This is a genomic window from Neobacillus niacini (genome assembly GCF_023715415.1).
In the GTDB taxonomy this organism is placed as follows: Bacteria; Bacillota; Bacilli; order Bacillales; family Cytobacillaceae; genus Neobacillus; species Neobacillus niacini_C.
Genome location: NZ_JAMBOB010000001.1, coordinates 354491 through 368008, shown reverse-complemented (window position 1 = coordinate 368008; position 13518 = coordinate 354491). Strand labels below are relative to the sequence as shown.

The following is a 13518-nucleotide window of genomic DNA, read 5'->3' as shown; positions in this document are numbered from 1 at the left end:
AAGCGTGAGTACCTACGCACAAAAAAAGGGATTTGGCGCAACTATATGGGATTATTTAACGACAGTTGACCATAAAAAAATCGCCATCCTATATCTTATTGCAGGTGGATTCTTCTTTGTAGTCGGCGGATTAGAAGCTGTTTTTATCCGCATCCAGCTTGCAGTACCAAACAATGACTTTGTAAGTGCAGGATTATTCAATGAAATTATTACCATGCATGGAACAACGATGATATTCCTTGCAGCAATGCCGCTTGTTTTTGCTTTTATGAATGCCGTAATGCCATTACAAATTGGAGCGCGTGACGTTGCATTTCCGTTTGTCAATGCATTAGGATTTTGGTTATTCTTCTTCGGAGGAGTTTTTCTAAACCTTTCATGGTTTTTTGATGGTGCACCTGATGCTGGATGGACTTCTTATGCGTCCCTCGCAATGGCCTCCAAAGGTCATGGGGTTGATTTCTATGTATTGGGATTACAGATCTCAGGTATAGGTACCCTTATTGGTGGTATAAATTTTCTTGTAACAATTATTAACATGCGTGCACCAGGAATGACATATATGAGGATGCCATTGTTTACTTGGTCGACTTTTGTTACTTCAGCACTTATTTTATTTGCATTCCCTCCATTAACTGTTGGTCTCGTCTTAATGATGTTTGACCGTATGTTTGGATCGAATTTCTTTGTTACTACCATGGGTGGTAACACGGTTATCTGGGAGCATTTATTCTGGATCTTCGGACACCCAGAAGTATATATATTAGTACTTCCTGCATTTGGTATTTTCTCGGAAATCTTTGCAATGTTCTCAAGAAAACGCCTATTCGGATACTCTTCAATGGTATTCGCAACAGTATTAATCGGTTTCTTAGGATTCATGGTTTGGGCTCACCACATGTTTACTACTGGACTAGGTCCCGTGGCAAACGCAATTTTTGCGGTTGCTACTATGGCAATTGGTGTACCGACAGGTATTAAAATCTTTAACTGGCTATTAACCATGTGGGGCGGAAGTGTCAAATTTACGACTCCGATGCTTTATGCTTTAGCATTTATTCCATCATTTATTGCCGGTGGGGTTACAGGTGTAATGCTTGCGTCTGCTGCTGCAGACTATCAATACCATGATACGTATTTCGTAGTCGCTCACTTCCATTACGTTATCGTTGGTGGTGTAGTATTTGCGATTCTCGCAGGGACTCACCTTTACTGGCCGAAAATGTTTGGAACAATGTTAAATGATACACTAGGAAAAATCACATTCTGGTTATTCTTTATTGGTTTCCATATGACATTCTTTATCCAGCACTTCTTAGGTTTATGGGGAATGCCGCGCCGTGTATTCACATACCTGCCTGGCCAAGGATTTGAAACATCAAACTTAATTAGTTCATTGGGTGCAGTTTTCATGTCACTAGCTGTGCTAGTCCTATTATACAATGTCATCATGACATCAGTGAAAAATGTACGAGTTGGAAATGATCCATGGGGAGATGGAAGAACACTTGAATGGGCATTACCATCACCGCCGCCATTCTATAACTTTAAACAGCTTCCATTGGTTCGTGGTTTAGACGCTTACTGGTTGGAAAAGATGGAAGGCAAAAAAGGGATGACTCCAGCAGAACCATTAGGAGATATTCACATGCCTAATTCATCATTCCTGCCATTTGTAATTGCTTTCGGTTTATTTGTTGCAGCGTTTGGTGCATTGTTTAACATGGATGATAAAGCATGGTCAGTACCAGTTCTTATTATTGGTTTATTGATTACCTTTGGAGCGATGTTCTTACGCTCTGTGAAGGATGACCATGGTTTCCATATTCATAAAGAGGATTTAATGGAAGATGATAATGATAAGGGGGCTAAGGCATAATGCAAGCAGAAGATAAATTAACATATGAAACATGGCCTGCTGAGCCTGAAAAATCAACCCTTGAGGCAAAAAATAAATTTTTAGGTTTTTGGTTCTTCCTTGGTGGAGAGACTGTGCTTTTTGCCTCTCTCTTTGCTACCTACCTAGCTTTAAAAGATAAAGTACCTGATACAACACATACTTTAGCAAAAGATTTGTATGACTTGCCATTGACATTTGTAGCTACAATGTTGTTATTAACAAGTTCTTTAACAAGTGTGTATGCGATGTATCACATGAAGAACTTTAATGCTAAAAAAATGAATCTTTGGTTAATCCTAACCCTATTATTAGGTCTTGGATTCCTTGGATTAGAGATTTATGAATTTACTCATTATGTTCATGAGTATCATCATACCTTTACAAGCAGTGCATTTGGTTCTGCATTTTATACATTAGTTGGTTTCCATGGGGGGCACGTTGCATTCGGTCTTTTATGGATCACTACGTTAATTGTTCGTAATGCTAAACGTGGCTTGGATCTATATAATGCTCCTAAATTTTACGTAGCCAGCCTATATTGGCATTTCATTGACGTAGTTTGGGTATTCATCTTCACAGTAGTTTATTTAATGGGAATGGTGGGATAAACTGATGGCAAATTCACAATTAAATTCAGGGAACCCAAGAGTTGACATTGAATATCGTCGTAAAAAAAGCGCTGAAGAAATGAGACATCAAGTTGTATCATTTGCTTTGATGATTTTCTTAACATTAATCGCTTTTGCAGTAGTAGCTGCTAAAGGATTTTCAGCTTGGTTTATCGTGCCGTTTATTCTTTTACTAGCGATTGTTCAAGTTATTTTTCAGCTTTACTATTTTATGCATATGAGCCATAAAGGTCATGAGGCACCATCACTGTTTCTTTATTCAGGATTGCTTGTTGGCTTAGTAACAGTGTTAGCTTTCTCAACAATTATTTGGTGGTAGACAGTAGAGAAAATCGGCGTATGCCGATTTTCTTTGTATAGGAACTGTTTCATTTCTTTGCGCCCATGAATTAAAAATGTATATAATAAAATTATGATTTCATTACTATTTAGAGGTGATTTGCGGTGCTTACATTAGATATTTTTGGCTTTAAAGCACTTTGGAGCCCGTACTTTCTATTAAGTCTGCTTGCAATAACTGCAGTATACTTTTTAATTACCATAAAATTTCGTAGCATGTTTGTAGATAGTGAACCACTAACAAAGAAACAAGCAGGGTTATTTTTGCTCTCTATCTCACTAATCTATGCTATTAAAGGGTCTCCATTAGATTTAATGGCTCATTTAATGTTTTACGTCCATATGATATCAATGGCAATATTAGTGCTTGTCATACCGCCAATATTTATTTTTGGTATTCCGGTGTGGATATGGAGAAAGCTTTTCAAAGTAAGGCTGATTAATTCTTTGTTTAGGTTTTTCACAAAACCATTAATAGCATTAATCATTTTTAATGGATTGTTTTCTTTTTATCATATCCCAATGATTTTTGACCGTGTTATGCAAAACTTCTGGTTCCACGCTGGATACTCTGTTCTTCTTTTTATCGTTGCGATATTCATGTGGTGGCCGCTAATTAACCCTGTTCCAGAACATCAAAGATTAAGCGGATTAAAAAAGGTTGGTTATGTCTTTGCTGATGGTATTTTAATTACTCCTGCATGTGCCTTAATCATTTTTGCACCAGGATCCATCTATGCAACCTATTCTGATCCCGAGGTATGGGCACAAGTGATGAGCCTTTGTGTTGGACCAGCAACATTTGCAGGGTTGAGTATCAGTGGTCCAGAGTTATTTAGTTCGATGTCATTATTACATGATCAACAACTCGGTGGAGTTTTAATGAAGATTATTCAAGAAATTGTTTATGGTGTTATCTTAGGTCATGTATTCTTTGAATGGTACCGAAAGGATAAAGCAGATTCGGAAAATGAACTGAATCAGCCGACTCTAAAGCCTTCGCTTATTGAATAAATCTCCCATTTGACTGGGAGATTTTCTTTTTGTTGAAAAAAAAGGTTATCTAAACTAAGATTATTGTAGAAAATAAAAAAAGAAGTGAGGCTAATTCCATGAATTCCCTAGTGTTATTACCAACGATAAGTACCACCTTTATCGTTTTAAGTGCTATTACAGTAGCAATTGGCTGGTGGCAAATTAAACAAAGGAAAATAGAAGCACATAAAAAAACTATGTTTCTAGCTGCAATATTTGCTCTTATTTTCTTTATTATCTATGCATCAAGGACTATTTTTATCGGAAATACGGCCTTTGGAGGACCAGATAATCTAAAAATTTATTACACGATTTTTTTAATCTTTCATATCTTTCTAGCAACCACTGGAGCAGTTTTTGGAATCGTGACACTCTATACAGGTTATAAAAATAACCTTACTAAACATCGAAAGCTTGGTCCGGTTACAAGTGTTATTTGGTTCTTTACAGCTATAACAGGTGTGGCTGTATACTTATTACTTTATGTTTTTTACACCGGAGGAGAAACAACCTCGACAATAAAAGCTATATTAGGAATATAAAGTGCCTTCAATGGTACTTTTTTTGTATGATAAAAAGGAATTTTTGGCTATTTAGAGAAATATTTTATAAAGGGAGTGAGGGTCTTGGAAATCAGAGAACTAAATGAAAAGGATTACTTAGAATCACTTAAGCTATCAATGTATGCTTTTCAATACAAAATACCTGAAGACAGTGTAGCACAAAGACTAGAAATGCTAAATGACCATACAGTAATAGGAGCCTGGGAGGATAATAGTCTGGCAGCAAAGCTTCATATTATTCCTTATCATATTAATATGAAGGACAATTCTTGGAAAATGGGAGGTATAGCTGGAGTAGCAACATATCCTGAATTTAGAAGAAACGGATATGTAAAAAGATTAATCATTACTGCATTAGAACGCATGGTTCTGGAGGACCAGATTGTTTCACTATTACATCCCTTTGATATTGGCTTTTACCGAAAATACGGCTGGGAAGTATTTACTGAAAATAAGAAGTTGCTTATTGAAAAAAAGAATCTTATATTTTTAGAAAATCAACCTGGTTCCATTAAACGGTTTACGAAAGAAAGCCACGATGCTGTCATTGAAACTGTTTATGGGCTCTACAGTAAGAAATTCATGGGGATGCTTGTTCGTGAGACATCTTGGTGGAAAAATAACATCTATGGTGAGGGTCAGATTGCTGTTTACTACGATAAAAATGAAGATGCAATAGGGTATATCTTATTTGAAGTAAAAGACCGGACAATGGTAGTTGAGGAGTTTGTTGCGTTAAATAATGAGGCGAGGTATGGATTGTGGAATTTTATTTGTCAGCACGACTCAATGGTTGATAATGTCAGCATTCTAACTTCAAGCCATGAGCTTTTACCATTTATCCTGCATCAACCAAAAGTAAAGATGGAGGTTGCTCCGTATTTTATGGCACGGGTTGTCAATGCAGAGCAATGCCTAAATAAATATCCTTTTAATAACATAACTAATAATGTATTCCTGCATCTTGAAGATGAATATGCGCCTTGGAACAATGGCACCTATCTCCTTAGTAATGGAGAAGTAAAAGTCTATAAAAACAAACAAGGAAGTAATTGTGTACAGTCCCCTAAACGAGGTGTAAGATTAGATATTAATTCATTGACCGCATTACTATTTGGTTACAAACGGCCTGCTGAATTATTTGAACTAGGTTACTTACATGGTCAAGAAACAGAAATAGAAGCCTTAGAAGAACTGTTTCCACAAACCAAACCATTTTTTTACGATTTCTTTTAAAAATAGGCTGTGTTAAAGAATACTGTTGATTTATAGAACCGGTTGATTGGAGCGGAAGGGCGCTTGACTCCTCGAAAATGCTATCGCATTTTCTTCGTGCGTGGGCAGATTCGAGGATGTAAATCAAAGTCCTGCGGGATGAACGAGCTGAGTGAGACCCCGCAGGAGCGAAGCTGCGAGGAGGCTCACGGGCGAGCCCGCGGAAAGCATAGCGCCCTGGAGCGCAAATCAACAGCCTAGTTTAACACAGCCTAAAAATAAAGAGACGCATGAATACAATTCATGCGTCTTTTTGCTTACAAAGCAAATTTATCAACTTCGGTTTTGATACCCTCAAGAATTTTCTTGCATTGATTTACTAGTGATGTTGGGAAGTTTTCCCCTTCACCATATTCTACACCGTGAGGATAATAATGTTTCCCTAATAATGGCGTCATTAACTCGATAACTGCCTTATTGGAATCAACGTTTCCTTCAACTGCATAGCCCTGAACCCGTAGGTAAAATGTTCCTTCTTTTAATTCAAACTTACGGTCGTATGTAACACGGTCGTAATCCCACTGACCTTCTCGAACTAAACCGTACTCAAGCATTACATCATCTAATCGGTTTAAATCAGCTTTCATCTTTTCATAGCCAGTATTCTCGAATTTCATAAATAGTCCCTCCTAGAAACAATGCCTTATCTAAGCAAATTAATTCAATTTAATAATAGTTGAAAATGTTTAAACTTGCAATGAATACATCATCGAATATATTATTCCCTTTTGGTAAACATAAGAAAATGTTAAAGAAAAATTATTAATAACTGGGGGCGTAGAATTGGAAAAGATACGTGATATTATGACAGATAATGTAGAGTGCTGTACTTTGTTGGATAATGTTTTTGAAGTGGCAGTGAAGATGAAAGAATTAAATGTTGGAGCTATTCCTATTGTTGACAAGGACAAGATTGTTGGTATGATTACAGACAGAGATATCGTGGTTAGAGGTGTCGCTGAAAAACACCCTGGTTCTACAAAAGTGGAAGATATTATGAGTAGTAAACTTGTAACAATATCTGCAGACGCTACAACAAAGGAAGCAGCAGATTTAATGGCTGAGCACCAAATACGCCGGCTCCCTGTTGTGGAAGGTGATAAATTAGTTGGCATTGTTTCTCTGGGGGATTTTGCGATTCGAAAATTGACTGACGATCAAGCGAAAGAAGCACTTACAGAAATTTCAGAGCAGAATTACAATGGGGTACAACACTAATAGGGAGAGCAGATACATCAAAATGGTGTATCTGTTTTTTTGCTTAATTATATTTTTCTGACAAGTTTAATATTCTCTATTACTTACGATGATAATGGTGATATAATTATTAACATAAGACATATTAGAATGAAAAGTAATAGAGAGGGTGAAAACATCTGCGTACTCTCTTCAGAATCCTCATCCTAACGTCTATTTTCTTAATGATTGGTTTTTATGCAAATATCAATGAAAATGGCGATAATGAAGTTTTAATTACTGATGACCATACGTTAGAAATGAATAAATCATTATATCAAAATCAGGACAATAATATTCAAGAGAAAACTTCTGGGGAACGGCCAAACAGTGGGATGGGCTTACTAATTGGTCAAGACCTCACCTATTTAAAAGGAATCTTAGGAGAACCACAAAGAATCGATGCATCTCTATATGGGTACCAATGGTATATTTATAATATTGACTACTCCCGTTATGTTCAGGTTGGTGTGGAGAATAACAAAGTAGTAACTGTTTTTGCAATTGGTGATAGCTTGGATGTTTCACCTTTTATAATTGGACAGCCAATTGAAGAAATTTTTAATTCACAGACTGTTGATACAAATATAGATATTGAGTTTAAGGGGAATTCTTATCGTTTTGAATTGAATGATACGGATTTGAATATTCGTCCATTAATAAAATTGGGTGATATTTTTGTCCAATTATATATAGACCAATTTACTGGCAGTCTTTCAAGTGTGCGCTTTTTGAACGATGAAACCTTAATTAAACAGCGGCCATATGAACTAGTTTATAGCGGTGAATTAATTGAAGCACTTGAGCCTAGTGAAGATTTGTGGAGAGTCATCGAGGAAAGTACAGAGAAAGAAATACTTGATATTACTAATGTTATGCGGATAAGGCATAATGTAAACAGTTTAAAATGGGATGAGGAGACTTCAGAGGTAGCCTATGGTCATAGTAAGGATATGTCCGAAAACAATGACTTTTCCCATACATCTAAGAAGTTTGGCAGTCTATCTGATCGGCTAAAAGCTGCAGAAGTTGCCTATAAGTCTGCTGGTGAGAATATTGCGGCTAATTACACAGATGCTCCTGCAGTGGCGGAGGGCTGGTTAAATAGTAAAGGGCACCGGGAGTCATTATTAAATGAGGATTTCACTCACCTAGGTGTCGGAGTATATCAAAAATATTATACGCAAAACTTTATTCAAAAGGATGAGGAATAGATAAAAGGTAAAAAGGTGACTTTAAAGTCACCTTTTTACTTTTTATCTATATGTACCTGTTGGTATTCGTTAAAGTGAAAATGATTTCCTACCCAGCTGCCATATATTCTTACAACGTCGCCAATCGAAAAGGTTGCCATTTCAGTATTATTTCTGATTGGGACTATTTTTTTAGCTTTTATTAATTTCGTTTCGGTTTGGATTGAAAGTTCATATAAAAGGATAAAGCGATGATAATAGAAACGTTGTTTTTCTTTGTTGATACTTATTATTTCACCAGTCAGAACCGCTTCTTTTGCTACTTCAGCAGATGCTATCCACTTACTATCATTTAGTTTCATTTCTTTCCTAGTAATCCAAAAGAAGTAAAGGCAAAGTATGGGAATAACAACTGCAGTAACCATTTTTTCTTTCTCCTCGTTCACGCTATTTTTGAATAATGAAAAATGTTCCTGTTGCATGTGCTATTTTTTTTCCGTCCGAGCGGAAAGCTTCTCCTGAAATCACAACTGTCTTGCTTCCGTGATGAATGATTTCAGCTTTACAAAGGAGGGAGTCTCCTATTCCAGGGGCAATATAATGGATATTCAGTTGATTTGTTACTGCTCCATAACCTTCTGGAAGGATAGCGTTTATTACTGTCCCCATGACAGTATCAAGTAAAGTGGCTGTGATTCCTCCATGGACCATATCTAATGAATTATGCCAAATGGCATTTAATGGCACTGTGATTTCACAGGTTTTCTTTTCCTTATCTATTTTTCTCTCCATATGTAAGAGTCCATCAATATACTGTGTATACTTTTTATCGATATTCTTTTGAAATCCTTCTAATAAATAGGCAAGTGCATGTAAGTCCTTTTCAGATCCTTTTTCAATACAATTGTTTAATAATTGTTGTAGTGCGTCTTTCATCAGTAATCCCTCTCTCGTTTCTCATTCTGAAGTCATCTTACCATTATAAATATAATTTTTACAGCAAGTAGTTTTTCACAATTTTTAATCTAACACATATCGTATAGTAGGCACATTGGATTTGGGCAGGGGTGAAGTATTATGCAAAAGAATTTACATCCTTCCGTGATTAAATTTAAAGAATTTGTGAAAAATAACCCGGCGTTAATTAAGGAAGTAAGGAATGGAAATTCAACTTGGCAGGAGTTATATGAAGATTGGTATTTACTTGGAGAAGAAGATAATCGTTGGGATACAATAGGGGTTAAAACTAGTCCTAGTGTTGAAAAGGAAGAGGATAAAAATGGAGATTGGGTATCAACCATTCTAGGAACCGTACAAAAAATGGATCCGAATCAAATCCAGCATTATGTCAATAACTTGAGTCAAGCGCTGGGGGCTATCCAAGGCGTACTTTCCCAATTTCAGGGCAGTCAATCTAAACAAACTCCATTAAAAGTTGAACACAAACATCCTTTTTCATTTCGTAAAGACTAACTAAAGGGGAAAATTTTCATGAGAAGAGATGTATTCGAATATTTAAATCGCCAAAAAGAATTAAAAAAATTTATCCGAGAACAGCCTTTGTGGTATCGAAAGCTGTCTAGGAACCCTTATGATCTGCAGACTTTAGAAATTGAGTCACTGCATTATTATAAAAAAACGATTCCACACAAGGTTGAGAAATTTACAAATAATGTACAAATGGCATCCATGATGTTTTACATGCTTCAGTCTATGAAAGACCAAGATTAATGAAAGACCACATATCTTGTGGTCTTTTTTCGAGTGTAAAAAAAGGCTAAAGAGTAAAAAAAATAAACAAGGTGAACAATACAGGTAAAAGGAGTGATGGATTTGAAAAAGCGCATGAAAGTAACCATTCTTTCTATATTCTTAGTTAGTATTCTTTCGGGTTTCCGGGGTTCACCTGTTACACCTGTCTTCACTGAATACTCAGTCAAGAATCCCACGTTATTTGTTCAATCTAAAACGAATGGCAAAGATGTATTTGTTGAATGTATTTTATCTGGAATCAGCTTTCGGCAATCAGATCATAATGGTCAGAAAGTAGGTAAGTTGGTAATTTGGGTGGATGGGAAAAGAACAAAGGAAGTAAACGCAGCAGCCTTTATCATTAAAGGTCTTCCTCCTGGGAATCATGAGGTTAAACTGGAGGTTGTGGATTTACATAACAAACCTTACGGATTAACGAGTGAGTTCTTGGTAAATATCCCTAAGTAATAGTTTATTTCACTTTCAGCCTCCTTTCATGTTAAAATGTGAATGGAGGTGGGCGTACATGCTTGCTACATCAGAAAGAGTAGAACTATTAGAATATGCTGAGGAATTAGCACAAATGGTTATAGAATCTGATATTTTAGAACAGTATCAGATTTGCCTATATAAAATGAAGACGAATAAGGAAACGCAAGAGAAGATTCATCGTTTTGTCAACCTTAAGGAGCTTTATGAAGAGGTGCAGCGGTTTGGCAAGTACCATCCAGATTATAAAAGGGTAATGAGTCAAATTCGTGAATATAAAAGGGACATGGACTTAGATCCACATGTGGCTGAATTCAAGTTAGCAGAAAATGACCTGCAAAATCTGCTCGATGAAATCAGTATCCAAGTGGGTGGCGCAGTTTCTAAACAGATTAAGGTTCCTACCGGAAACCCATTTTTCCATTCCGATTCTCACGGCTCAGGCTGTGGCGGTGGTGGAAGCTGTAGTTGTTCAGCTTAAAAAAGCGGCTTAATTTTGATTAAGCCGTTTTTTGTTACCTTTTTAAACGCGTACAATCAACGCACAGGTTCCCGCAGCAAAACATTTTTTCTTGCGGTACATAAAACCGGTGGCGATAAACCAAAAGCACGCCATCCTGCCTCACAAAAATTGTCTCACTGTGCAAACGGTGACCCTTCATTGCGACAACAGAACATTTTTTAATGATTTCCTCAAGAGTCCGCTGAGATACATTAGGAGTTATGATAATATATAAAAAAGGAATTCCAGTTATCTTTTTCCAATATACATTTGTTATACTCTTGTTGGATGAGAGTTTCTTAATAAATTGCTGCCAGATTGGCTCTAAATCCATATGGATCACCATTATCCTTTGGTGTTTTGATTAAATTACCGAATCATCAGTAAAGTTTGAATTGAAAAAGAGTGTTTTAATATGCTAGACTTATTAAAATGATGGTTTATTGAAGGGGAAAATAAGTATGTTCGTTCAAAGGCAAGGATTGGTTATTTGGCTCTATTCCTTAAAACAAGCAAAGATGTTAAGGCGTTTTGGGAATGTTCATTACGTTTCAAAAAAATTAAAATATGTTGTACTTTATTGTAATCAAGATGAACTTGAAGTGATTATGGAAAAGATAAATTCCTTTTCATTTGTTAAGAAAGTGGAACCGTCATATAAGCCTTTCTTAAAGATGGAATTTGAAAACGCAGCACCAGATAAAGCAAAAGAGTATGATTATAAAATGGGTATATAAAAAAGGCTTCAGCGCATATGCGCCGAAGCTTTTTTATTGTTTTAATGAAGAGGTTTAATATAATGATTTAGTCTTAATATGGCGATTAAATGTTGATAATACAAGTCCTTTTCATGAAAAATAGTGGATGGTTTAACGGAAAGCTGAATAATTTGCTTTCCAAGTTCCTCTGCAGTCTGCTGAAATAAATCATATCTTTTATTCGGAGTAAAGTTTGGATTAGGGATACCCTCACGGCAAATATAGAGTGCTTGGAATTTTCCTGGATCTGTGAGCTGCAAAACGACTGCTAAAGATGTCACTTGCTTATCATTCTTTACTGTATGAAATGCCATCATATGAAGAAGTCGGTGGTGATTAGCCTTTGCTAGTTCAAGCAACTCGTATATATCCGAATACCCCTCGCCTAGTTCAATAAAGCGTTGTATCAAAGATAACTCTCCTTTATGTAAGAATTCATTCCATACTTTATCATATTTTTAGATATAAAGCTTTAAAAAGAAAAAACCCTGCAGACATTCATCTGCAGGGTCCTTCTATATCCTTATTAAGGATAGAAGGCAAAGGGAGAGGAGAAACCGGAGGAAGAACTTATGGGGAAACGTAAGTCTTCTCCGCGGTTGGCAACAACATCCTCGAATTGATGTTGTTAATTACATTATTTCCACAACTACCAAGCTTATACGTATTTAAAATAATTTTTCGTAATATAATCCGACAAGTTGGCTAGTTTAGTCAATTATGATAGGATATTGTTAAAATAGAATACAGAAAAATTGTGGTGATTAGTATTGAGAGTCGTTTCAGGAGTTTGTAAAGGAAGAGCATTAAAAGCTGTTCCCGGAAATACAACAAGACCAACAACTGATAAAGTAAAAGAAGCCTTGTTTAATATGATTGGACCCTATTTTGAAGGTGGATTAGGGCTGGACCTTTTCGCTGGCAGCGGTGGATTAGGATTGGAAGCGCTAAGCAGAGGGCTAGAAAGAGTCATTTTTGTCGACCGGGATGCGAAGGCAATTCAAACAATTCATGAAAATATTCAAGCATGCAGGATGGAGGAGAAGGTAGAAGTATATCGGAATGATGCAGACAGAGCATTAAAAGCCCTAGTAAAAAGGGATATTCACTTTGATTACATATTTTTAGACCCGCCGTATAAAAAGCAGCAGTTACTCAGTTTGATGCAGAAAATTTCGGAATATAGATTATTAACAAATGACGGGTACATAATTTGCGAACATAGTCATGATGTTGATTTGCCAGAAAGGGTAGGGGAGTTCTCACAATATAAGCATGAAAAGTATGGAATTATTGCAATAACAATTTATTCACAGCATAGTGAGGAATAAGGGGGAGTCTTTTGTGGCAAGTATTGCCGTTTGTCCTGGGAGTTTTGATCCAATTACGTATGGTCATTTAGATATCATCAGAAGAGGCGCAAAGGTATTTGATATGGTCTATGTGAGTGTTATGAATAACTCATCAAAAAACCCGCTTTTTAGTGTCGAGGAGCGGATTAGTCTCATAAAAGAAGTAACAAAGGATCTTCAAAATGTGAAGGTGGATGAACATTCCGGACTTCTTGTTGAATATGCTAAGTCAGTTAATGCGAATGCTATCATTCGTGGCTTACGTGCAGTCTCAGACTTTGAATATGAAATGCAAATAACCTCCATGAACAGAGTTCTAAATGATGAAATTGAAACCTTCTTCATTATGACTAATAGCCAGTACTCATTCTTAAGCTCTAGTATTGTAAAGGAAGTATCAAAGTACAATGGTAATATTTCAGAGCTTGTCCCACCTGTTGTAAAAAATGCACTAGATAAAAAATTTAATAGATAATGTAAAAAGCCTTCAGGGAA

General features: G+C 36.3%; 19 protein-coding genes. 15 read left to right on the top strand and 4 right to left on the bottom strand.

From position 1 onward, the window contains the following. Positions 1–4 precede the first annotated feature (4 nt). From ctaD to M3189_RS01660, 6 genes are all read left to right on the top strand, one after another. A complete protein-coding gene (ctaD, locus tag M3189_RS01685; RefSeq protein WP_251631214.1) occupies positions 5–1879 on the top strand; it encodes a cytochrome c oxidase subunit I in 1875 nt (624 codons plus the stop codon). Beyond that, a complete protein-coding gene (locus M3189_RS01680) occupies positions 1879–2508 on the top strand; it encodes a cytochrome c oxidase subunit 3 (RefSeq protein WP_251631213.1) in 630 nt (209 codons plus the stop codon). The genes ctaD and M3189_RS01680 overlap by 1 nt, the downstream gene beginning before the upstream one ends. Before the next feature lie 4 nt (positions 2509–2512). Further along, positions 2513–2848 carry a cytochrome c oxidase subunit IVB gene (gene ctaF, locus M3189_RS01675; RefSeq protein ID WP_133369495.1) on the top strand — a complete coding sequence of 112 codons (336 nt, stop codon included), beginning with the start codon at positions 2513–2515 and terminating at the stop codon, positions 2846–2848. A 125-nt stretch (positions 2849–2973) separates the two neighbouring features. After that, a complete protein-coding gene (ctaG, locus tag M3189_RS01670; RefSeq protein ID WP_251631211.1) occupies positions 2974–3882 on the top strand; it encodes a cytochrome c oxidase assembly factor CtaG in 909 nt (302 codons plus the stop codon). A 98-nt stretch (positions 3883–3980) separates the two neighbouring features. Continuing rightward, a complete protein-coding gene (locus tag M3189_RS01665) occupies positions 3981–4445 on the top strand; it encodes a DUF420 domain-containing protein (RefSeq protein WP_251631208.1) in 465 nt (154 codons plus the stop codon). Between the two features lie 84 nt (positions 4446–4529). After that, positions 4530–5702 (top strand): GNAT family N-acetyltransferase, encoded by a 1173-nt coding sequence (locus M3189_RS01660; RefSeq protein WP_251631206.1) that lies wholly within the window; start codon positions 4530–4532, stop codon positions 5700–5702. A gap of 296 nt (positions 5703–5998) precedes the next feature. Here M3189_RS01660 and M3189_RS01655 read toward each other — a convergent pair whose 3' ends face one another. Continuing rightward, entirely contained in the window at positions 5999–6358 is a 360-nt protein-coding gene (locus tag M3189_RS01655) for a YugN family protein (protein ID WP_251631199.1), read from the bottom strand. A 166-nt stretch (positions 6359–6524) separates the two neighbouring features. On the opposite strand from M3189_RS01655, the gene M3189_RS01650 reads away from it, so the two are divergent. Together M3189_RS01650 and M3189_RS01645 are read left to right on the top strand one after the other, a co-directional pair. Then, complete coding sequence (locus M3189_RS01650) at positions 6525–6959, top strand: CBS domain-containing protein (protein ID WP_251631197.1); 435 nt, start codon at positions 6525–6527, stop codon at positions 6957–6959. 203 nt (positions 6960–7162) lie between these two features. Then, entirely contained in the window at positions 7163–8191 is a 1029-nt protein-coding gene (locus tag M3189_RS01645) for a CAP domain-containing protein (protein ID WP_251631195.1), read from the top strand. 35 nt (positions 8192–8226) lie between these two features. Here M3189_RS01645 and M3189_RS01640 read toward each other — a convergent pair whose 3' ends face one another. Both M3189_RS01640 and M3189_RS01635 read right to left on the bottom strand, forming a co-directional pair. Next, a complete protein-coding gene (locus tag M3189_RS01640; protein WP_251631193.1) occupies positions 8227–8595 on the bottom strand; it encodes a hypothetical protein in 369 nt (122 codons plus the stop codon). Positions 8596–8617: 22 nt separating this feature from the next. After that, on the bottom strand, positions 8618–9106 hold the full coding sequence (locus tag M3189_RS01635) for a PaaI family thioesterase (protein ID WP_251631192.1): 489 nt from the start codon (positions 9104–9106) through the stop codon (positions 8618–8620). Positions 9107–9247: 141 nt separating this feature from the next. On the opposite strand from M3189_RS01635, the gene M3189_RS01630 reads away from it, so the two are divergent. The 5 genes from M3189_RS01630 (at position 9248) to M3189_RS01610 (ending at position 11650) form a co-directional block, all read left to right on the top strand. Then, complete coding sequence (locus tag M3189_RS01630; RefSeq protein ID WP_285889294.1) at positions 9248–9643, top strand: YlbD family protein; 396 nt, start codon at positions 9248–9250, stop codon at positions 9641–9643. A gap of 18 nt (positions 9644–9661) precedes the next feature. Beyond that, a complete protein-coding gene (locus M3189_RS01625; protein WP_251631190.1) occupies positions 9662–9901 on the top strand; it encodes a YlbE-like family protein in 240 nt (79 codons plus the stop codon). 102 nt (positions 9902–10003) lie between these two features. Then, positions 10004–10390 (top strand): hypothetical protein, encoded by a 387-nt coding sequence (locus M3189_RS01620; protein ID WP_251631187.1) that lies wholly within the window; start codon positions 10004–10006, stop codon positions 10388–10390. 58 nt (positions 10391–10448) lie between these two features. Continuing rightward, on the top strand, positions 10449–10892 hold the full coding sequence (locus M3189_RS01615; protein ID WP_251631185.1) for a YlbF family regulator: 444 nt from the start codon (positions 10449–10451) through the stop codon (positions 10890–10892). A gap of 482 nt (positions 10893–11374) precedes the next feature. Beyond that, a complete protein-coding gene (locus M3189_RS01610; protein WP_045515404.1) occupies positions 11375–11650 on the top strand; it encodes a YlbG family protein in 276 nt (91 codons plus the stop codon). Positions 11651–11691: 41 nt separating this feature from the next. Here M3189_RS01610 and M3189_RS01605 read toward each other — a convergent pair whose 3' ends face one another. Then, positions 11692–12081, bottom strand: coding sequence for a DUF7147 family protein (locus M3189_RS01605; RefSeq protein ID WP_251631183.1), 390 nt, complete (start codon positions 12079–12081; stop codon positions 11692–11694). A 360-nt stretch (positions 12082–12441) separates the two neighbouring features. Between M3189_RS01605 and rsmD the strand changes: the two genes are divergently transcribed. Together rsmD and coaD are read left to right on the top strand one after the other, a co-directional pair. Beyond that, on the top strand, positions 12442–13002 hold the full coding sequence (gene rsmD, locus M3189_RS01600) for a 16S rRNA (guanine(966)-N(2))-methyltransferase RsmD (RefSeq protein ID WP_251631181.1): 561 nt from the start codon (positions 12442–12444) through the stop codon (positions 13000–13002). Between the two features lie 13 nt (positions 13003–13015). Then, positions 13016–13498, top strand: coding sequence for a pantetheine-phosphate adenylyltransferase (gene coaD, locus M3189_RS01595; RefSeq protein ID WP_251631179.1), 483 nt, complete (start codon positions 13016–13018; stop codon positions 13496–13498). The last annotated feature ends 20 nt before the right edge of the window (positions 13499–13518 follow it).